Source organism: Streptomyces hygroscopicus, assembly GCF_026168105.1.
In the GTDB taxonomy this organism is placed as follows: domain Bacteria; phylum Actinomycetota; class Actinomycetes; order Streptomycetales; family Streptomycetaceae; genus Streptomyces; species Streptomyces hygroscopicus_D.
The window spans coordinates 14,343-34,704 of record NZ_LBMW01000025.1 but is presented as its reverse complement, the minus strand read 5'-3'; the positions used below and the strand labels follow the sequence as shown (position 1 = coordinate 34,704).

Below are 20,362 nucleotides of genomic sequence, written 5' to 3'. Positions count from 1 at the left end.
TGGCGCGGAGTGCGATTCCGCTCTCCGCGACCCGCGGTCAGGTCCGCTCGTGCGGCTCGCCGTGCATTCCGGCCGCGGACTCGGCCGGAATGTCCTCCGGGACGGATTCCGCGAAACCCGGCCCGCTCCCGGCTTCGCCCGCGTGGGACCCGCCAGCGGGCGGCGCGATCATCGGAGGCACCGGGGCGGTGATGAACGTCGACGGGAGCGACGGCGCGTTCTCGCGTCCGGCATTGGCGATGACGACGGCGATGTAGGGGAGGGCGGCCCCCAGGACCAGCGCAATGATGGCGACGGGCCGCTCGACGTTCCACAGGGTGGCCGCGAGGATCACCGCCACCGTGCGCACGCTCATCGAGATGACATAGCGCCGCTGCCGCCCGCGCACATCCGCCGCGAGGCCCTGCCGGGCACCGGTGATCCGGAACACCTCGGCGTGACCGCCGTTGCTCAGCTTCCGCATCACATTCCACCACCCGCCTGCCTGGCTCTCCCCGGCCCGTTAACCGGTCCGCACCCGGTCAGGAGCCTGGCCCGGACACTCACCACGTTACGCCGTGCCCCCGCCGCCTACGAGACCGGGGGACCGTCTGCCTGGGCGAACGCCCTGCGCGCCACCGAGTACGGGCCCACCCGACATGCGTCGTATGGCGGACAGCCCGAGACTGGGCGTACTGCTCACGTCGAGCCGTACGAGGAGGCAGCCATGGGCTGGTTGTGGGCGATCATCGTGGGATTCGTGCTGGGCCTGCTGGCCAAGCTCATTCTGCCGGGCAAGCAGCACAGCCCGATCTGGCTGACCACCCTCATGGGCATGATCGGCGGCCTAGTCGGCAACGCGGTCGCCCGTGCCATCGGCATCGCGGCGACGCCGGGCATCGACTGGGGCCGCCACGGCCTCCAGCTCGCCGCCGCGGTCCTCTTCGTCTTCCTCGGGGAGATGGCGTACATGTCGATGAAGGGCGGCAAGGAGCGGGCATGACGGTACGAGGAAGGGGGGGCGGCTCCGGTGGGGCCGCCCCCCTTCCTCACCTATGCGCGGGCACGCGCGGATGGGTGCCTCAGGCGCCCATGACCTCGACCGCGGCGAGGTTCTTCTTGCCGCGGCGCAGCACCAGCCAGCGCCCGTGCAGCAGGTCCTCCTTGGCGGGGACGGCGTCCTCGGCGGTCACCTTGACGTTGTTCACGTAGGCGCCGCCCTCCTTCACCGTGCGCCGACCGGCCGACTTGCTGGGCACCAGGCCGACCTCGGCGAACAGGTCGACCACCGGGGAGAACTCGGTGACCTGGATGTGCGGCACCTCGGACAGGGCCGCGGTCAGGGTCTTGTCGTCGAGGTCCGCCAGCTCGCCCTGACCGAAGAGCGCCTTGGACGCGGCGATCACGGCGGCCGTCTGCTCCGCACCGTGCACCAGCGTCGTCAGCTCCTCGGCCAGCGCTCGCTGTGCCGCGCGGGCCTGCGGACGCTCCTCGGTCTGCTCCTCCAGCTCCTCCAGTTCCTCGCGGGACTTGAAGGACAGGATCCGCATGTACGTCGAGATGTCCCGGTCGTCCACGTTCAGCCAGAACTGGTAGAACGCGTACGGCGTCGTCATCTCCGGGTCGAGCCAGACGGCGCCGCCCTCGGTCTTGCCGAACTTGGTGCCGTCCGCCTTGGTCATCAGCGGAGTCGCGAGCGCGTGGACCTCGGCGTGCGGCTCCAGCTTGTGGATCAGGTCCAGGCCCGCCGTGAGGTTGCCCCACTGGTCGCTGCCGCCCTGCTGGAGCGTGCAGCCGTACCTCCGGTTGAGCTGCAGGAAGTCCATGCCCTGCAGGATCTGGTAGCTGAACTCCGTGTAGCTGATGCCCTCGGAGGATTCCAGGCGCCGGGCGACGGAGTCTTTCGTCAGCATCTTGTTGACGCGGAAGTGCTTGCCGATGTCCCGCAGGAACTCGATCGCAGACAGACCCTCGGTCCAGTCGAGGTTGTTGACCATCACGGCCGCGTTCTCTCCCTCGAAGGAGAGGAACGGCTCGATCTGACGGCGCAGCCTGTCCACCCAGCCGGCCACCGTCTCCGGGTCGTTCAGCGTGCGCTCGGCGGTCGGGCGGGGATCGCCGATCAGGCCCGTCGCACCGCCCACCAGTGCCAGCGGCCGGTGCCCGGCCTGCTGGAGCCGGCGCACGGTGAGCACCTGCACCAGGTGTCCCACGTGCAGGGACGGCGCGGTCGGGTCGAAGCCGCAATAGAACGTGACGGGACCGTCCGCGAGCGCCTTGCGCAAAGCGTCCTCGTCGGTGGAGAGGGCGAACAGCCCGCGCCACTTCAGCTCGTCGACGATGTCCGTCACGGTTCTCGTGTCTCCTCGGATGGTCTTCGGGTAGTCGGGTGACAGCCGACTACGAGGTTATACGCCCTGACTGACAGAGCTCATGTTGAAATCGGGCACCCGCACGGGCGGCATCGCGGCGCGGGTGAACCAGTCGCTCCACTCTCGTGGCAGCGTCTTCTCGGTGCGGCCGGCCTCGGTGGTCCGGCCCAGCAGATCGACCGGGGACTCGTTGAAGCGGAAATTGTTGACCTCACCGGTGACCTCGCCGTTCTCGACGAGGTAGACGCCGTCCCGGGTCAGTCCGGTCAGCAGCAGCGTCGCCGGGTCCACCTCGCGGATGTACCAGAGGCAGGTCAGCAGCAGTCCGCGCTCGGTGTTCGCGACCATCTCCTCCAGGGTCCGGTCGGTGCCCCCCTCCAGGACCAGGTTCCCGATGGACGGTGCGAGCGGCAGGCCCGTCAGGCCCGCACTGTGCCGGGTGGTCGTCAGATGCCTGAGCTCGCCCTCGGCGATCCACTCGGTGGCCCCCAGCGGCAGCCCGTTGTCGAAGACCGACGCGTCGTCGCCCGAGGAGTGCGCGATCACGAAGGGCGAGGTCTCCAGGCCCGGCTCGTGCGGATCGCTGCGCAGGGTCAGCGGCAGTCCGGACAGCTTCTCGCCGATGCGCGTGGCGCCGCCGGGCTTGCTGAACACGGTGCGGCCCTCGGCCGCGTCCCGGGCGCCGGCCGACCACATCTGGTAGATCAGCAGGTCCGCGACCGCGGTGGGCGGCAGCAGCGTCTCGTACCGGCCCGCGGGCAGTTCCACGCGGCGCTCCGCCCATGCCAGCCGGCGGGTCAGCTCCGCGTCCAGGGCGGCCGGGTCGACGTCCTTGAAGTCCCGGGTCGAGCATCCCGCCCACGCCGACCGCGTACGGTCGGGCGACTTCGCGTTCAGCTCAAGGGTGCCGCTCGGCTGGTCGTGCCGCAGGCGCAGCCCGGTCGATGTGCCGACATACGTAGACACCAGTTCGTGGTTGGCGAAGCCGTACAGCTCGCGGCCGCCGGCATGCGCGCGTGCGAACGACTCGCCGAGCGCCGGCGCGAAGTCCGAGAAGACGGCGGACGACGTCTCGGCGGGGGCGTCCGTGAAGTCCGGCGACTGCGGAACCCCCGTCACCAGCGGCTGCGCGTCCTCGGCGGCCCCCGCGCCGCGCGCCGCGGTCTCCGCCGCCCGTACGAGCGACTCCAGTTCGTCGGCGGTGACGGCCGAGCGGGAGACGACCCCGGACGCCGTGCCCTCCTTGCCGTCGACGGTCGCGATGACGGTGAGGGTGCGCCCGCGGGTGACCCCGTTCGTGGTCAGCGCGTTGCCCGCCCACCGCAGATTGGCGGTGGAGTGCTCGTCGGCGATGACGACGCACCCGTCCGCGCGGGACAGCTCGAGTGCACGCTCGACGATCTCGTGCGGCTTGTTCGTGCGGGCACTCATCGGCCGGCCTCCTGCGTGGTGTTCAGAATGTTGACGCCCTTGAAGAGGGCCGACGGGCAGCCGTGCGAGACGGCCGCGACCTGGCCCGGCTGGGCCTTGCCGCAGTTGAACGCACCGCCGAGGACATAGGTCCCCGGACCGCCGACGGCCGCCATGGAGCCCCAGAAGTCGGTGGTCGTCGCCTGGTACGCGACATCCCTCAGCTGGCCCCTGATGCGCCCGTTCTCGATCCTGAAGAACCGCTGACCCGTAAATTGAAAGTTGTACCGCTGCATGTCGATGGACCAGGAACGGTCCCCGACGACGTAGATCCCGCGGTCCACGCCCCCGATCAGATCCTCGGTGGACAGCCCGGCCGGATCCGGCCGCAGCGACACGTTGGCCATGCGCTGCACGGGAACGTGCGAGGGGGAGTCGGCGTACGCGCACCCGTTGGACCGGTCGAACCCGGTCAGCCTGGCGATGCGCCGGTCCAGCTGGTAGCCGACCAGCGTCCCGTCCCTGACCAGGTCCCAGGACTGGCTCTCGACACCCTCGTCGTCGTACCCGATCGTCGCGAGCCCGTGCTCGGCGGTGCGGTCCCCGGTGACGTTCATCAGCGCCGAGCCGTACTTCAGCTTGCCCAGCTGGTCGAAGGTGGCGAAGGACGTTCCGGCGTACGCGGCCTCGTAGCCCAGGGCGCGGTCCAGTTCGGTGGCGTGGCCGATGGACTCGTGGATGGTCAGCCACAGGTTGGACGGGTCGACGACCAGGTCGTAGACGCCCGCCTCGACGCTCGGCGCGCGCATCTTCTCGGCGAGCAGCTCCGGGATCTGCTCCAGTTCGGAGTCCCAGTCCCAGCCGGTGCCCGTCAGGTACTCCCAGCCGCGGCCGACCGGCGGCGCGAGCGTGCGCATCGAGTCGAACTCACCGGTGGACTCGTCGACCGAGACCGCGGTCAGCTGCGGATGCAGCCGCACACGCTGCTGGGTGGTCACGGTGCCCGCGGTGTCCGCATAGAACTTGTTCTCGTGGACGGTCAGCAGCGAGGCGTCGACGTGGTTGACGCCTTCGGCCGCCAGCAGCCGCGCGCTCCAGTCCGCCAGCAGCCCCGCCTTCTCCGCGTCGGGCACGGTGAAGGGATCGATCTCGTACGACGAGACCCATTGCTTCTCGGCGTGCACCGGCTCGTCCGCCAGCTCCACGCACTCATCGGACCCAGCGGCCTTGATCACCTGCGCCGAGAGCTTAGCCATCGCCACGGCCTGCGACGCGACCTTGGCCGCCGCGTCCGGAGTCAGATCGACACCCGAGGCGAACCCCCAGGTCCCGCCGTGCACGACCCGCACCGCGTACCCCAGGTCGGTCGTGTCCGACGACCCGGCCGGTTTGCCGTCGCGCAGCCGCCACGCGGCACTGCGCACCCGCTCGAACCGGAAGTCCGCGTGCTCGGCCCCCAGCGCCCGCGCGCGTGCCAGCGCTGCGTCGGCCAGGGCCCTTAGCGGCAGTGCCGTGAAGGCTTCGTCCATGGAATGAGGCACGGAGGTCTCCCTGCTGTCGTGGCCTGTCGGGTCCGATCATGGCGCGCGACCGGGTGGGCGGACCACACGTTTCCGCACGACGGCCGGGCTTTCGCCCAAGGTGTCCGCGCGCCCGTCCCGGTCGCGGCTTCTGTAGGGATCCGACAGCGAGTCCCTTACGCGACTGTCGGTGCCCGATTGTCCGCGCGGCGTGCGGGACCGATAGGTTTTCGATGAAGGCGCCTGACTTGCAGGGGTTCCAGACCGCTATCGAAAGGGTGATCCGTTGAGCCGCTCGGTTCTCGTCACTGGAGGCAACCGGGGCATCGGCCTCGCCATCGCCCGCGCGTTCGCCGACGCCGGCGACAAGGTCGCGATCACATACCGCTCGGGTGAGCCGCCGGCCGGCTTCCTCGCGGTCAAGTGCGACATCACCGACACCGAGCAGGTGGAGCAGGCCTACAAGGAGATCGAGGCCGAGCACGGCCCGGTCGAGGTCCTCGTCGCCAACGCCGGCGTCACCAAGGACCAGCTCCTGATGCGCATGTCCGAGGAGGACTTCACCTCGGTCATCGACACCAACCTTGTCGGAGCGTTCCGCGTCGTCAAGCGCGCCAACCGCGGCATGCTGCGCGCCAAGAAGGGCCGCGTGGTGCTGATCTCGTCGGTCGTGGGACTGCTCGGCTCCGCCGGGCAGGCGAACTACGCCGCCTCCAAGGCCGCCCTGGTCGGCCTCGCGCGCTCGCTCGCCCGTGAGCTGGGCTCGCGCAACATCACCTTCAACGTCGTCGCGCCCGGCTTCGTCGACACCGACATGACCAAGGCGCTCACCGACGAGCAGCGCGAGAACATTGTGTCGCAGGTACCGCTCGGTCGGTACGCGCAGCCCGAGGAGGTCGCCGCGACGGTGCGGTTCCTCGCCTCCGACGACGCCTCGTACATCACTGGAGCCGTCATCCCCGTTGACGGCGGACTGGGAATGGGTCACTGATCACCATGAGCGGAATTCTCGAGGGCAAGCGCGTCCTGATCACCGGTGTGCTGATGGAGTCCTCCATTGCGTTCCACACCGCGAAGCTGGCCCAGGAGCAGGGCGCGGAGATCATCCTGACCGCGTTTCCGCGGCCCACGCTGACCGAGCGCATCGCCAAGAAGCTTCCGAAGCCCACCAAGGTCATCGAGCTCGACGTCACCAACGACGAGCACCTCGGGCGCCTGGCCGACGTCGTCGGCGAGGAGCTGGGCGGCCTCGACGGTGTGGTGCACTCGATCGGCTTCGCCCCGCAGGACGCCCTCGGCGGCAACTTCCTCAACACCCCGTTCGAGTCCGTGGCCACCGCGATGCACGTCTCGGCGTACTCCCTGAAGTCGCTGACCATGGCCTGCCTGCCGCTGATGCAGAACGGCGGCTCGGTCGTCGGCCTCACCTTCGACGCGCAGTACGCCTGGCCGCAGTACGACTGGATGGGTCCCGCCAAGGCCGCCCTGGAGGCCACCAGCCGTTACATGGCGCGCGACCTGGGCAAGCAGAACATCCGCTGCAACCTCATCTCCGCCGGGCCCATCGGTTCCATGGCCGCCAAGTCCATCCCCGGCTTCAGCGAGCTGGCCGCCGTGTGGGACAGCCGCGCCCCGCTCGAGTGGGACCTCAAGGACCCCGAGCCGGCCGGGCGTGGTGTCGTCGCCCTGCTCAGCGACTGGTTCCCGAAGACCACCGGCGAGATCATCCACGTGGACGGCGGTCTGCACGCCATCGGCGCCTGAGCGTCCGAAAGGCGCGCTTCAGCGGCGCGCAGGCGGCCACGCCCCCGTTGTGAGCCTGTTGGCTTGCGAGTGCGACGCCCCGCTCCCCGCACCTGCGGGGAGCGGGGCGTCGCCCGTTCGGAGCAACTGGCGGGGGTCCGTCGGGCACACAGCCCGCACGCTGGGAGTAACGCACCGCCCCGCAGCCGAACGGCCGAGGAGGTTTGCTTGTGCGCTCGTCCCGCCGCTTCGCCCCGGTCTTCCTCGCCATTGCCCTGGTGACGGCACTGCCGTACGACGCCATGCCGCACGCGCGTGTGCAGCACGCCGTGCCGCACGCGCGCGTGAAGGACGGAAAAGCCGACGACGCGCCCTTCGGGTCGGAGTGCCGTGTCGGCGTCACCGGCTCGCACGTGGTCGCCTACTGCCACAACCCGTATCCCGTGACCGACCACGTCAGCCTGCACATCGAGTGCGATCCCTGGTGGGACCTGGACACCGACACCGCCCCGGTCGACGCCGGGCCGGCAATGACCGTACGGCTGACCGGCCGGTGCTGGCAGCACGTACGCTCCGCGTGGGTCGGCCACGCGCGGTGAACCGCGGTCAGCGGCTCCCGGGACGGGGCCGGCCCGGACGGCACATGGACGGATAGCTCGCCGCCGCCGCGGCCGCCGCTGCGGCGTCGCCCGCACGGATGGCGTCCACGAGCCCCGTGTGGTCCATGTACGTCTCCGGTGTCAGCTCCTCGCCGACGTCGCCGCGCAGCCAGTCCCGCAGCACCTCACCGAGATCCGCGTACATCGCCGTCATCACGTCGTTGTGGGACGCCGCCACCACGGCCATGTGGAACGTCGCGTCGGCGGTCACGAAAGCCTCCGCGTCCCCGGACTCCCAGGCCTCCTCACGGCGTACGAGGAGTGCGTCCAGCTGTTTGAGGTCGCGCTCGGTGCGCCGCTCGGCGGCGAGCAGGGCCGCGCCCGACTCGAGGGTGGAGCGCAACTCGGCGACATGGCCGGCCTCCGCGTCGGCGAACCGGCGGTGCATCACGCCCGCCAGCTCGCTGGTGGCCACCACATAGGTACCGGACCCCTGGCGGATGTCCAGCAGACCGTTGTGCGCGAGCGCGCGGACGGCCTCGCGGACCGTGTTGCGGGCGACCCCGAGCTGTTCGACCAACTCGGGCTCGGTGGGGATACGGGAGCCCACCGGCCATTCGCCCGAGGTGATCTGGTTCCGCAGCTCGGCGATGACCTGTTCGGACAGCGCGGATCGGCGCGGGTGGCTCAGCGGCATGACGGTCCTTCGTGCGGGCCTGTGTGCGGGGCTGGAGGGTCCGGAGCGTAACGCAACCCAATTGGACAGCAAATCATCCCATGATTCTATGATGGCCCTTATGCTGAGCAAGGAGACCGGAACGACGACGTCCATACCGATACGCGGTTCCGCGGAGCCGAAGGCGGAGACGGGGCCGAGGAGGGAGCCCGGGACGGGGCCGGAGGGCGGACCGCTCGCCACGCGCACGTGGACGACACGGCTGCTGGTCGTCGGTATCGTCCTTGCCGCGCTCAACCTGCGCCCGGCCATCACCAGCCTCGGCGCCCTCCTCGAGGAGGTGCGCGACGGGCTCGGCATGAGCGGCGCCGTCGCGGGACTGCTCACCTCGGTGCCGCCCCTCTGCTTTGCCGTCTTCGGCGTCATGGCGCCGCGGCTGGCCCGCCGCTTCGGACCGGCCGCGGTCGTCTGCGCCGGAATGGCCGCGATCACCGCCGGGCTGGTGCTCCGTCCGTATGCCGGAACCACCGCCGGCTTCCTGGCCGCCAGTGCGCTCGCCCTGATGGGCATCGCCGTCAGCAACGTCCTGATGCCGGTGATCGTCAAGCGCTGGTTCCCGGACCGGGTGGGCTCGATGACGGGCCTGTACTCGATGGCCCTCGCCCTCGGCACATCCGTCGCGGCGGCGGCCACGGTGCCCATGACCGACGCGCTGGGCGGCCGTTGGCAGACGGGGCTTGCCGTCTGGGCGGCCCTCGCGGCGGTGGCCGTCCTGCCCTGGATCCCGTTCGTCCGCGGGCGAGAGGCCGTTTCCGCGGAGAGCGACCCGGCCGCCGGGCCCGGCCGGGACGAGCCGGACGGCCCGCGGATCACCCGCAGTGGTACCGCCTGGGCGCTGGCCGTCTTCTTCGGCCTCCAGGCCACGGCCGCGTACATCACGATGGGGTGGATGCCGCAGATCTTCCGTGACGCCGGGGTGCCCGCCGGCACCGCCGGTGTGCTCCTGGCCGTCACGATGGTGATGGGCGTGCCCCTCGCCTTCGTCATCCCGCGACTGGCCACGCGGCTGCCGCACCAGGGACCGATCGTGGCCGCGCTCGGTGTCTGCGGTCTCGCCGGGTACGCGGGCCTGTACTGGGCCCCGGAGCGCGGCGCCTGGGCTTGGGCCCTGCTGCTCGGCATCTCCAACTGCGCCTTCCCGCTGGCACTCACCCTGGTCGGCATGCGGGCGCGGACGGGTGCGGGCGTGGCCAGGCTGTCTGCGTTCGCGCAGAGCGCCGGGTACCTGCTGTCGATCCCGGGGCCGCTGCTGGTCGGCATCCTCTACCAGCGCAGCGGCGGCTGGGGCCTGCCGCTCGCCCTCATGGCCGCACTGATGGTCCCGCAGGTCGTGGCGGGTGTCCTGGCCGGCCGCAACCGGACCGTGGAGGACGAGGCGGCGCGCTGAGCCGTCGGCCGGACCGTCGGGCGTCGCCGCCGACCCCGCCCCGCCCCGACCCCGCCGGAGCCGGGGCGGGGGAGGGGTGCGAAACTGACCGTATGCCCGTGCTCGACCCGAACCCCCAGAACGGCCAGAAGAAGATGCTGCTCGTCTTCGGCGCGTTCTTCGCCATCTTCGTGATCATCGCCGTCATCGCCACGCTCGCCTCACCCTGATGGAGGGTGGGGCCAGCCCCACCATCCCCTAGGGGGCCAGTGTCAGGGTCAAGTGGGTGGGTCACCGGATGGGTTGAGGGCCGCGCAGTCCCTACCTTCGAGATGTGGCCGCGAGCGGCGGACCACGGATCGTCCGAGGACCCACGGAGGCAGTCATGTCGGCCCGCACGCACACCCGGCCCCACCCGGCGACCACGGGCGGCATCGACATCAGGCTGCCCTGGTGGGCGCTCGCCCTGCCCACGCTGGCCTTCGTCGTCCTGCTGGCGCTGATACTCAACCCGGCGGACCCCGGTGCCGGCGGCGCCCCCACCCTCAGCCATCTCGTCCAGCGCATCCAGCAGACGCTGACCCACCACGCATCGTGACCCCGCCCGGCCGGGCGCGCCTCGACACACCGGTGCGTCCACGTCCGGCGCCATGTTCCCTCCGGGCGAGGCAGGGGCGGCCGGAAGGCCCGGGTGAGCCGCCGATGCGGGGACGCGCTGACGACGCCGCCAACTGCCTGCGCCCGTTGGCCTGTTTCATGCGAAGCTGGGACGCATGAGCTCCGCAGAACCCCGCAGGATTGTCCTCTTCCGGCATGCGAAGGCCGACTGGCCGCAGGTCCCCGACCATGAGCGTCCGCTCTCCGACCGGGGCCGCACGGACGCGGTCGTCGCCGGACGCAAGCTGGCGGACACAGGCATCCACATCGACCTGGCCCTCTGCTCCACCTCGACCCGCACCCGCGAAACCTGGAAGCTCGCGGTCCAGGAGCTTTCGGAGCGGCCGAAAACCGTCTATGAGGAGCGGCTCTACGAAGCCTCGCCAGGCGAGCTGATCACCGTGCTCAACGAAACGCCCGACGACGCCCACAACGCGGTCATGATCGGCCACAACCCGGGGATCCACGGCCTGGCCGAGATTCTCCCCGGCGCGGCCGAGGACGACGCCCGCGAGCGCATGACCCGACGCGGCTTCCCGGCTGCCGCCTTCGCCGTGCTCGCCTTCGAGGGCTCCTGGAAGTCGCTGGAGCCGGGTGCGGCCACCCTGATCGACTACTGGGCGCCGAGCGAGTAATCCCTACGAGCGCGACGGGCCGGCACCCGCACGGTGCCGGACCCCGTCGACGCACGACATGCCGAGGCCGTGCGTGCGGCCGGGCGTACATGCGAGCCCGCACGTGTACGTGTAAGCGGTGTACGCACGCATGCGGCGATGCCGTACCGGGACCGCTTGGCGGCGCCCGGGGTGCGGACGGCGCTCAGTGCGCGCATCCAGCGGGCCCAGCGCGGAGTGACCCGCGGACTCAGCGCGGAGTGACCTGCGGGCTGACCTGCGGACTCAGCCCGGAGTGACCTGCCTGGTCGTCCCGCTGACTCAGCGAGCGTCGTCCTGCGTGTCCGCCGCCTCGACCTCTTCCCGGGTGACCCCGAGCAGATACAGCACGGTGTCCAGGAAGGGGAAGTTCACCGCGGTGTGCGCCGCCTCGCGGACGACCGGCTTGGCGTTGAAGGCGACGCCCAGTCCGGCCGCGTTCAGCATGTCGAGGTCGTTGGCCCCGTCCCCGATCGCCACGGTCTGCGCCAGCGGCACGCCCGCCTCGGCGGCGAACCGGCGCAGCAGCCGCGCCTTGCCCGCCCGGTCCACGATCTCGCCGACGACCTTGCCGGTCAGTTTCCCGTCGACGATCTCCAGCGTGTTGGCGTGCGCGAAGTCGAGCCCCAGCCGTTCCTTCAGATCGTCCGTGACCTGGGTGAAGCCACCGGAGACGACACCGACTTGGAAGCCGAGTCGTTTCAGCGTGCGGATCAGGGTGCGGGCGCCCGGGGTGAGCCGCACCTCGGCACGCACCTTGTCCACGACCGACGCGTCGAGCCCCTTGAGCAGCGCCACACGCGCGTGCAGTGACTGCTCGAAGTCCAGCTCGCCGCGCATGGCGGCCGCCGTCACCTCGGCGACCGCCGCCTCGCAACCGGCGTGCGCGGCGAACAGTTCGATGACCTCGTCCTGGATGAGCGTCGAGTCCACGTCCATGACGACCAGACGCTGGGCCCGCCGGTGCAGACCGGCCGCGACGACGGCGACGTCGACACCGAGGGCCGCGGCGTCGGTGACCAGGGCGGTGCGCAGCCGCTCCGTCTCCACACCCGACACCGCGAACTCGACGGCGGTCACGGGGTACTTGGCGAGCCGGAAGATACGGTCGATGTTGCCGCCTGCCGCGGCGATACGGGCCGCGATGGCGGACGTCGACTCGGCGGTCAGCGGGTGGCCGAGGACGGTGACGAGTGAGCGCCCGAGGCCGCGAGGACGGTTGTCGCCGATGCCGGAGATGATCTCCGCCTGCATCTTCATGGACTCCGCCCAGCCGTGGACGGTGGCGCGCAGATCACCCTCGAGCCCGGGCGGGGGCATGGTCACGAGGGCGCACAGCACCATCCGTCCCCGGGTGACGACCTGCTCGATGTCGACGACTTCGACGTGATAGGCGGCCAGGGTGTCGAACAGGCCGGCGGTCAGGCCGGGCCGGTCCTTGCCGAAGATCTTGACAAGGAGAGTGGGGGCGTCGGAGGTCTGCGAAGCGCTCATGGTGCTTCCACCGTATCCGGCACCCAGTGCCTTCCGCGTGCCCGGTCCGTCTAGCGGACGGGGAACAGTGGGTGGCGGGCATATGGCGTACGACTTGACCGGCGCCGAAGGCGCAGAGTACGGGCCGCGGGCGGCCGATGGAGCCGGGTCGCGTCAGCCGCGTCCCGGGGGCCGCCCGGGCGGGGGAGGCGGCGGGGGCGGACCCTGTTCCGGCCAGGACGGCGTCCGCCCGGGCCGCCCTGGTGGCCGGGACGGCGGCTCGGTCGGCCGGAGCATGGTGGGAGCGCCGTACATGTCACCGGGACCGGGCGGAGGGGCAGCGCCCGGGGGCGGCGGTGTGCCCGTGCCGGAGGGTGCCTGGGGGTGTACGGGACGGCGGGGCTCCGGTGTGCCCGTTCCGGGGGCGTCCTGCCGTGATCCGGTCCCGGCCGGCCCCTCCGGCAGCCGCAGATACGGGTTCGTGTCGGGGTTCGGCGGGCGGTACGGCCTGCTCGGCGCATAGGGGCCCGCCTCCTGCGGCACCGGTCCGTACGCCGGCGGAGCGGTCGGCCGCCCCGCGTCACTCCGTGCCATCGGCGCCGCCCGGCTCCCTGCCGCGCCCGTCGCACAAGCGAGCAGCGCCCCGGCCGCCCCGGCTCCCGCGCCCCACGCGGCCCCCAGCAGGAGCGCCATGCCGAGGTGCCCGTGCAGTTCGATCCCCGCCCCGAAGGCGTCGAATCCCAACACGGACAGCGAGGCGTCCACCGACACGTCCGTCAGCAGCACCAGGAGCGGCAGTGCCAGTGCCGTCGCGACCCCGAGCCGCAGACCGCAGTGCCCTGCGAAGGCGAGGGGACCCGGATCCCGTGCTGCGGTGGGGGCGGAACCCGGTACGGACGCGCCGCCCCGGACTCGTACGAGAGGCGTACGTGCCGCCGTCAGCACCCCCGCGAAGAGCATCATGAGCGCCGCGGCGACCGCCAACAGCCATACGCGATGGTCCAGTTCGGCCAGTCGGCCCAGCGTGACCGGCTGGTCCGTGCGCACGCTCAGCAGCCGGTCCAGCGGGTCGGGCAGCACTTTCGCCAGTTCTCCCGTGGCCTTGCCGTCCCACGGTACGAACAGGCCGAGCGGCACACCGAGCCACACTCCGTTGGGCGCACCGAGCAGCGCCGCCCCCGCGATGCGCGCGGGATGGTCGTCGCCGATCGCCGCATACAGCGCTGCGGCGAGGCCGGCGGCCACCGCGACCAGCACCACGGTGACCAGCGCGGACACAGCCGGCCGTACCACCCGGTGGACCGCGTCCCAGCCGGGCGGCAGGGGCGTGCGCCGCGACGCCAGGAGCGCGATCACCAGGACACCGGCCGCCCACCCGGCGCCGCCGAGCAGCGTGGGCACCGTGTCGACGGAGAAGCCGACCGCGGCCTTCGCATGCACGAGGTCGCCGATCCGGCTCGGCAGCAGCCCCCCGATGTTCCCGAGTCCGGGGATGTCGACGCCTCCGCCTCCGCCCGTGCCCGGCAGCCCACCGAGCCCGAGCGCGTTCCCGTCGATGGTGATGACGTCGTGGCCGGCCCAGGCGAGGCCGCCCAGCATCGCCACGAACAGCACGACCACCGCGCCCGCGCGTGCGATGAGTTCACCCGGCGGCACCACAACTCCGCGCGCGCGTAAGGAACGCAGGATGAACCAGCAGAGCAGCAGCGCGCCCACCAGGGACACGCCCAGTGGCGTGATCTCAATGGCGGTCGCGGCCTCCGCGCCCTTCAGGCCGAACGCCGACACGTTCCCGGACGGTGTGACCGATCCGTTCGCCCCGAGGGCCACCATCGCCGCGGTCATCGGCCCGAGCGAGCCCGTCGCATCCGCCCGGAGCAGATGCAGACCGAGTGCCGCCGTTCCCGCCATCCCGGTCAACGCCCAGCTCACCGAGGCGATCGCGGACAGCAGTACATCCGTCCACGGCAGCCGTCCGTCGTCCATCGCGGTCCCGATGCCCATACCAGCCCCCGATCCGCGCCGCGGCGATCCACCGCGATGTCCCCCTCGGGTGGGATTACCACTCTCCGGGCCGGTTTCAACCCCGTCAACGGGACGCGTCCGGGCGCGCGTCATCTCTCTTCACAAGGCCCGACTTTCAGTCAGGGCGCTGAGCCTGAAATAGTTCCCCACGATGTTCGACATCCCTAGACTCCCTGTGATGGGGGTAACTCGGGGGACAACTCAGTGGGGCATGGAGTGCCTGAACTCGTACTCGAATTGAACGGACGCACCTGGACGCTGGACGCGTCCAGGTCATACACCCTCGGACGCGATCCGCAGGGAGACATCGTCCTCGACGACGCCAGGGTTTCCTGGCGCCACGCCACGATCAGCTGGAACGGCCGCAGTTGGGTCGTCGAGGACCACGGCAGTACCAACGGCACGTTCGTGCGGGGCCAGCGGATCCAGCAACTGGAGATCGGCCCGGGCTCGGCGGTGCATCTGGGCAACGCGACCGACGGGCCGCGTCTGAGCCTGTCCGGCGCCGCGGCCGCGGTCGCCGCTCCGCAGGCGCAGCCCGCCCAGCAGCCGTACGCGGCCCAGGGCGCGCACGCCGGCTGGGCGCAGCAGACCCCGCAGCAGCAGGCGCCCGAGCAGGGCCGGCCGCAGCCGCAGCAGGCCGTTCCGCAGATCCCGCAGCAGCAGGGACCCGGTGTCGGCGCGGGGGCGCCGCCGGTGTACGGCGACCGCAGCCCGACGACGTTCCACCAACTCGCCCTCGGCCGTGTGATGCGCATCGGTCGTGCGCTGGAGAACGAGCTGGTCGTCTCCGACCTGCAGGTCTCCCGCCACCACGCCGAGTTCCACGCCACGCCCGACGGCCGGTTCGAGATCCGTGACCTCGGCTCGCACAACGGCACGTTCGTCAACGGCATGCCGATCGGCAAGGGCGGCTCGGCGCTCCTCGGCCCGAACGACATCGTCGGCGTCGGCCATTCGACGTTCCGCCTGGTCGGCGACCGGCTCGAGGAGTTCGTCGACACCGGGGAGGTCTCCTTCTCCGCCCGCCACCTCACCGTCACGGTCGACGGCGGCAAGCAGATCCTCAAGGACGTCTCCTTCGGCGTCCCGGAGAAGTCGCTGGTCGCGGTCATCGGCCCGTCCGGCTCCGGCAAGTCGACGCTGCTGAAGGCGCTCACCGGCTACCGGCCCGCCAACCAGGGCGATGTCCTCTACGACAACCGGAACCTGTACAAGCAGTTCGCCGAGCTGCGCCAGCGCATCGGTCTCGTCCCGCAGGACGACATCCTGCACAAGGAACTCAGCGTCAAGAAGGCTCTCAAGTACGCGGCCAAGCTGCGCTTCCCCGCCGACACCACGGCCGCGGAGCGCGAGGCCCGCATCGACGAGGTGCTGCGTGAGCTGAAGCTGGACATCCACAAGGAGAAGAAGGTCACCTCCCTCTCCGGCGGCCAGCGCAAGCGTGTGTCGGTGGCCCTGGAGCTGCTCACCAAGCCGTCGCTGATCTTCCTGGACGAGCCGACCTCCGGCCTCGACCCGGGCATGGACCGCGACGTCATGCAGCTGCTGCGCGGCCTGGCCGACGACGGCCGTACGGTCCTCGTCGTCACCCACTCCGTGGCCGAACTGGCGCTGTGCGACAAGCTGCTGGTGATGGCGCCCGGCGGGTCCGTCGCCTACTTCGGTCCGCCCGAGGAGGCACTGAACTTCTTCGGCTACGAGACATGGGCGGATGTCTTCTCCGCCTTCGAGAACTACCGCGACTACGACTGGGCGGGCCGCTGGAAGGGCTCGCAGCACTACCAGATGTACGCCGCGGATATCGACGCCGTCGCCCCGCAGTCGGTGCACATGCCGCCGCCGCAGGCGATCAAGCCACCCAAGCCGCAGGGCTGGCTGTCCCAGCTCGTCACCCTGGTCCGGCGGTACGTCGCGGTCATCGCCTCCGACAAGGGCTTCCTGGCGCTGACGGTGATCCTGCCGGCGGTGCTCGGCGCGGTCAGCCTGCTCATCGACCACAAGAGGGGTCTGCTGGTCGGCCCGGTCAACCCCAGGACCGGAATCCACATCCCGAACGGCACGGCCACCACGGTCCTGCTGATCCTCGCGGTCGGCGCGTGCTTCGCGGGCGCCGCCAACTCCGTCCGTGAGCTGATCAAGGAACGGGTCATCTACGAACGCGAGCGCGCCACCGGACTGTCCCGCTCCGCGTACCTGATGTCGAAGGTGATCGTCCTCGGTGCCGTGACCGTGCTGCAGGGCCTCATGGTCGGCGTTATCGGCTTCTCCAGTCGTGAGATCCCTGCGGAGGGCGTCGTCCTCGGCAACGCCACGCTGTTCGAGCTGTGCCTGCCGATCATGGCGCTGGGCTTCACGTCGATGATGTTCGGGCTGGTCATCTCGGCGCTCGTGAAGACGGCCGAGAAGACGATGCCGCTACTGGTCATGTTCGCGATCATCCAGGTCGTCTTCACCGGCTGCCTCTTCACCCTGCACGGCACCCTCGGCGTCAACGAGTTCTCGTATCTGATGCCCTCACGCTGGGCGGTCGGAGCCGCCGGTGCGACGCTGGACTTCAACAACATCTCCCCGAACACGGACGACCCGACCAGCACGGACCCGCTGTGGAACCACACGGCGGCGGCCTGGACCCTGGACATGGCCGCCCTGATCGCCCTGGGTGCTATCTGCGGCTTCCTCGTGGCCCGGTTCCTGCGTCGGCACGAGCCCGAAGTAATGCGGAACTAGTCGTCCGTCCGACGACGCCGAAGGGCGGCACCCGGCAGGGGTGCCGCCCTTCTGTCCATCTGTCTGTGCGAGTAGAGGCCCGCGCTGCCTCAGTACGCGCTGTTGACGTTGTCGATGGAGCCGTACCGGTGAGCCGCGTAGTTGGCCGCAGCCGTGATGTTCGCCACCGGGTCGTAGATGTTCGACGAGGTGCCGGACACGTGGTACGCGTTGAAGGTCGGGTCGATCACCTGGAGCAGACCCTTGGACGGGATGCCGTTGGCGGCGTTGACGTCCCAGTTGTTGATGGCCGTCGGGTTGCCCGAGGACTCCCGCATGATGTTGCGGTACAGGCCGTTGTAGGAGCCCGGGATGCCCTTCTGCGCCATGATGTCGAGCGCCTGGTGGATCCAGCCGTCGAGGTTGTTGGCGTAGGACTGGGGGGCGGCCTGCTGGACCTGGGGGCGCTGGGCCGAGCGGCTCGAGGCCGCCTGCGCCCTGTGCTGCTCCGCGGCCTTCTGCGCCGCCTGCTGGGCTGCCTGCTGAGCGGCGTGCTGCTTGGCGGCGGCCTCGACGGCGGCCTTCTGCTTCGCGGCGATCGCCTCGGCCTTCAGGGCGGAGGGGGCCAGCTGGTCGGTGACGGCGACCTGGTAGCCCTTGGCCGGCTGGTTGCCGAGCGTCACCGCTGCGGAGACGACGCTCGCCTGCTTGGCCGGGGTCTCGGCCTGGCTCGGTGCGGCGGTGAGCGCGAGGGCGGCGACACCGAGGGCGGCCACACCGGCGATCGAGGCCTGCTGGGCCTTGGTCAGCGCACGGCTACGATCGCGAAGCTTCTGGGGCAGGCGGATGTTCTGGGGCATCAAGTAATGGACCTCTTCGAATTGCGCGGAGGTCGCTCTGGTGCCGGCGGGAACAGGTGTTTCCAGCACAAGCGCCGTGGGTAAGCACCCGCGGCGCCGAGCGACGGCAGCAATTCTTAGCGGCCGCAAAAACTCTAGGCAAAGACGTGACGTACTATCCGTGATAGTGCGACCAGGTGGGGTAAAACCGGACAGATCACCCTGTCTTCCCCGTTCATAAGGTACTTCTTTATCTCCTATGGAGCGTCGTACGTGACCTGCGTCCTATGCGCGGCTTCACATCCAGGACACATCGGTTTCACAAGCAGTTGCTGAAGCAATGCTCTGTGTGATGCCCCTCCGGCGGCAAGATGAGGTGAGTGTCACCGAACTCGTGCCACAGGTACCGCCCGGCCAGAGCCTCCTCGTAACCACGGTCGATCGCGGTCCGCCCCGCCACCGCCTCCAGCATCAGCAGATGCGACGCCTCCGGCTCGTGCAGCCCGGTCAGCAGCCCGTCCACCACCCGCACCCCGCGCTCGGGGGTCACCACCAGATCCGTCCAGCCCTCTCGCGCCCGTACGACACCGTCGGCGCCCACCGCCGACTCCACCGCCCGCACGGCCGTCGTACCCACCGCGACGACCCGCCCGCCCGCCCCTCTCCCGCCACGACCCCTCCAGCGAAGCGCCTCGCGCCTTGCTCGATCGGCCTTCACCGCGTTGATGAGCCGAGCCGACGCCTCCGGCACCGCGAAGCGCTCCGGGTACGGCGGCTCGTGCGCCTCGGCCGACGCCACCCCCGTGTGCAGGGTGATCGGCGCGAAAAGCACCCCTCGGCTCACCAGCTCCGCCACCATCCGCTCGGTGAAGGGCCGCGCCGCGCTCGGCATCTCCGCACTGCCCACGCCGTGCGCGGAAGGCAACGCGAACACCGTCTGGTGGACGGACAGCGGCTGGTCCCGCTCCGTGTAGGAGTAGCGAATGGGACGCCCGTGCCGGTCCATCAGTCCTCCCACGTCCGGATCCGACGGGCGGGCCCACCACAGCCGGTCCCCCCGCTCCGACAGGGCCTCCTCCAGGACGAGTCGCCGCCCGCCCGGAAGCCGCACCTCTGCTCCCGGGGGCCCGCCCGCACGCGCGCGCGTGGTGCCCAGCCCGTCCGGATCACGCAGCTCGACGGCCCACCGCCCGTCGTCCCCGCGGGTCGAGAAGTGCACGACCACGCGCGCGTGCCCGATCCGCCCGTCCACCGCGGCCGCCAGCGTCGGAGAGGTGTTGACGACGAGCAGGTCCCCGGCCCGCAGGAGCCGTGGCAGGTCCACGAACGCGTGGTGCGACACCTCGGTGCCGCGCGAGACCAGCAGCCGCACGGAGTCCCGGCCCAGACCCGGCCCGCGCTGCTCGGCCGGAACCCGCGCCGACAGCTCCTCCGGAACACGCACCGCCCCGGACGTCGGGGAGTCGAAGGTCATCGCTGCTCCAGCAGGGAGGTCGCACCGTAGCGGCCGCTCGCCGGACGCTCGTCCAGCAGCCTGAGGAAGGCGGGCACCACGCTCCGCGGTGCCGGCCGCGGACCGTCGTCGTCCGGTACGGCCGCCGCGTACAGGTCCGTGGCCATGTCCCCCGGGTCGACCGCCCACACCCGCAGCCCGCGCTCCTCCTCTCCGAGCACCGCCGCCAGATGGTCAAGGGCCGCCTTCGACGCGCCGTACCCGCCCCAGGTCTCGTAGGCCTCGGCCGCCGCGTCCGAGCTGATGGTGATCAGCGCTCCCACGCCCGACTCCCGCAGCAGCGGCAGCGCCTCCTGGACGAGGCCCAGCGCGGCGACCGCGTTCACCTCGAGCGCCCGCCGCAGCCCGTCCAGTGCCAGCTCCTCCAGCCGCACCAGCGGCTCCGCGCCCAGCGCGCTCGCGTTGTGCACCAGCAGGTCGAGCCCGCCCAGCCTGCGGGCCGCGGCGACCAGCTCGCCCCGGTGCCCGGCGTCCGTGACGTCCCCCGGCACAGCCGTCACGCGCGCCCCGGAACCGGACAGGGCCCTGGCCGTCTCCTCGAGGACCTCTGCGGTCCTGGCGTCCAGCACCAGGTCCCAACCCCGCTCCGCCAGCGCCGCGCCCAGCGCCCGCCCCAGCCCCTTCGAAGCCCCCGTGATGATCGCAACCGGCATGATTACCGTCCCCTCGTCCCTGGGCCGCCGGTGATCGGCGGTGACCTCAACGTAGGAACGGCACCTTCCCGGCCGCCTCGGACGCGGGCCGCAAAGAACCGGGGCCCTTCGCCCT

19 protein-coding genes are annotated in these 20,362 nt (G+C 70.9%); 9 read left to right on the top strand and 10 right to left on the bottom strand.

What is annotated here, in order from left to right; all coding sequences use genetic code 11:
• Positions 1-37: 37 nt before the first annotated feature.
• Positions 38-463 carry a DUF3099 domain-containing protein gene (locus AAW14_RS23145; RefSeq protein WP_265565850.1) on the bottom strand — a complete coding sequence of 142 codons (426 nt, stop codon included), beginning with the start codon at positions 461-463 and terminating at the stop codon, positions 38-40.
• 243 nt (positions 464-706) lie between these two features.
• Here AAW14_RS23145 and AAW14_RS23140 point away from each other — a divergent pair, with 243 nt between their 5' ends.
• On the top strand, positions 707-982 hold the full coding sequence (locus AAW14_RS23140; protein ID WP_265565849.1) for a GlsB/YeaQ/YmgE family stress response membrane protein: 276 nt from the start codon (positions 707-709) through the stop codon (positions 980-982).
• Positions 983-1,061: 79 nt separating this feature from the next.
• On the opposite strand, the gene tyrS is transcribed toward AAW14_RS23140, so the two are convergent.
• From tyrS to AAW14_RS23125, 3 genes are read right to left on the bottom strand one after another with little or no spacing between them, the layout of a single operon-like run.
• The gene (gene tyrS, locus AAW14_RS23135) at positions 1,062-2,330 is read right to left on the bottom strand and encodes a tyrosine--tRNA ligase (protein WP_265565848.1); all 1,269 of its coding nucleotides are present in this window, start codon (positions 2,328-2,330) and stop codon (positions 1,062-1,064) included.
• A 57-nt stretch (positions 2,331-2,387) separates the two neighbouring features.
• Positions 2,388-3,782 (bottom strand): TldD/PmbA family protein, encoded by a 1,395-nt coding sequence (locus tag AAW14_RS23130; protein WP_265565847.1) that lies wholly within the window; start codon positions 3,780-3,782, stop codon positions 2,388-2,390.
• A complete protein-coding gene (locus AAW14_RS23125) occupies positions 3,779-5,290 on the bottom strand; it encodes a TldD/PmbA family protein (RefSeq protein WP_416223358.1) in 1,512 nt (503 codons plus the stop codon). The genes AAW14_RS23130 and AAW14_RS23125 overlap by 4 nt, the downstream gene beginning before the upstream one ends.
• Positions 5,291-5,567: 277 nt before the next feature.
• On the opposite strand from AAW14_RS23125, the gene fabG reads away from it, so the two are divergent.
• From fabG to AAW14_RS23110, 3 genes are all read left to right on the top strand, one after another.
• Positions 5,568-6,272: a 3-oxoacyl-[acyl-carrier-protein] reductase gene (gene fabG / locus AAW14_RS23120; RefSeq protein ID WP_265565845.1), complete on the top strand. Its 705-nt coding sequence runs from the start codon at positions 5,568-5,570 to the stop codon at positions 6,270-6,272.
• A 5-nt stretch (positions 6,273-6,277) separates the two neighbouring features.
• Positions 6,278-7,045: an enoyl-ACP reductase FabI gene (gene fabI / locus AAW14_RS23115; protein ID WP_265565844.1), complete on the top strand. Its 768-nt coding sequence runs from the start codon at positions 6,278-6,280 to the stop codon at positions 7,043-7,045.
• A 209-nt stretch (positions 7,046-7,254) separates the two neighbouring features.
• The gene (locus AAW14_RS23110; RefSeq protein ID WP_265565843.1) at positions 7,255-7,623 is read left to right on the top strand and encodes a hypothetical protein; all 369 of its coding nucleotides are present in this window, start codon (positions 7,255-7,257) and stop codon (positions 7,621-7,623) included.
• Positions 7,624-7,630: 7 nt separating this feature from the next.
• Here AAW14_RS23110 and AAW14_RS23105 read toward each other — a convergent pair whose 3' ends face one another.
• Entirely contained in the window at positions 7,631-8,320 is a 690-nt protein-coding gene (locus AAW14_RS23105) for a FadR/GntR family transcriptional regulator (RefSeq protein WP_265565842.1), read from the bottom strand.
• 88 nt (positions 8,321-8,408) lie between these two features.
• On the opposite strand from AAW14_RS23105, the gene AAW14_RS23100 reads away from it, so the two are divergent.
• The 4 genes from AAW14_RS23100 to AAW14_RS23085 all read left to right on the top strand — a co-directional run bounded on the left by AAW14_RS23100 (position 8,409) and on the right by AAW14_RS23085 (position 11,017).
• Entirely contained in the window at positions 8,409-9,746 is a 1,338-nt protein-coding gene (locus AAW14_RS23100) for a CynX/NimT family MFS transporter (protein ID WP_265565841.1), read from the top strand.
• Between the two features lie 92 nt (positions 9,747-9,838).
• Positions 9,839-9,955: an SGM_5486 family transporter-associated protein gene (locus AAW14_RS23095; RefSeq protein WP_265565840.1), complete on the top strand. Its 117-nt coding sequence runs from the start codon at positions 9,839-9,841 to the stop codon at positions 9,953-9,955.
• Between the two features lie 155 nt (positions 9,956-10,110).
• The gene (locus AAW14_RS23090; protein ID WP_265565839.1) at positions 10,111-10,323 is read left to right on the top strand and encodes a hypothetical protein; all 213 of its coding nucleotides are present in this window, start codon (positions 10,111-10,113) and stop codon (positions 10,321-10,323) included.
• Positions 10,324-10,498: 175 nt separating this feature from the next.
• Positions 10,499-11,017 carry a SixA phosphatase family protein gene (locus AAW14_RS23085; RefSeq protein ID WP_265565838.1) on the top strand — a complete coding sequence of 173 codons (519 nt, stop codon included), beginning with the start codon at positions 10,499-10,501 and terminating at the stop codon, positions 11,015-11,017.
• A 300-nt stretch (positions 11,018-11,317) separates the two neighbouring features.
• Here AAW14_RS23085 and serB read toward each other — a convergent pair whose 3' ends face one another.
• Both serB and AAW14_RS23075 read right to left on the bottom strand, forming a co-directional pair.
• A complete protein-coding gene (gene serB / locus AAW14_RS23080) occupies positions 11,318-12,529 on the bottom strand; it encodes a phosphoserine phosphatase SerB (RefSeq protein WP_265565837.1) in 1,212 nt (403 codons plus the stop codon).
• A 153-nt stretch (positions 12,530-12,682) separates the two neighbouring features.
• Positions 12,683-14,512, bottom strand: coding sequence for a streptophobe family protein (locus tag AAW14_RS23075; protein WP_265565836.1), 1,830 nt, complete (start codon positions 14,510-14,512; stop codon positions 12,683-12,685).
• A gap of 237 nt (positions 14,513-14,749) precedes the next feature.
• Here AAW14_RS23075 and AAW14_RS23070 point away from each other — a divergent pair, with 237 nt between their 5' ends.
• The gene (locus AAW14_RS23070; RefSeq protein ID WP_265565835.1) at positions 14,750-17,263 is read left to right on the top strand and encodes an FHA domain-containing protein; all 2,514 of its coding nucleotides are present in this window, start codon (positions 14,750-14,752) and stop codon (positions 17,261-17,263) included.
• Positions 17,264-17,352: 89 nt separating this feature from the next.
• On the opposite strand, the gene AAW14_RS23065 is transcribed toward AAW14_RS23070, so the two are convergent.
• The 3 genes from AAW14_RS23065 to AAW14_RS23055 all read right to left on the bottom strand — a co-directional run bounded on the left by AAW14_RS23065 (position 17,353) and on the right by AAW14_RS23055 (position 20,247).
• Positions 17,353-18,102, bottom strand: a complete 750-nt coding sequence (locus tag AAW14_RS23065; RefSeq protein ID WP_265565834.1) for a transglycosylase SLT domain-containing protein — start codon at positions 18,100-18,102, stop codon at positions 17,353-17,355.
• Positions 18,103-18,400: 298 nt separating this feature from the next.
• Positions 18,401-19,555 (bottom strand): S-adenosylmethionine:tRNA ribosyltransferase-isomerase, encoded by a 1,155-nt coding sequence (locus AAW14_RS23060; protein ID WP_265565833.1) that lies wholly within the window; start codon positions 19,553-19,555, stop codon positions 18,401-18,403.
• Positions 19,552-20,247, bottom strand: coding sequence for an SDR family NAD(P)-dependent oxidoreductase (locus tag AAW14_RS23055; RefSeq protein ID WP_265565832.1), 696 nt, complete (start codon positions 20,245-20,247; stop codon positions 19,552-19,554). Before AAW14_RS23055 ends, AAW14_RS23060 begins: the two co-directional genes overlap by 4 nt.
• Positions 20,248-20,362: the final 115 nt, after the last annotated feature.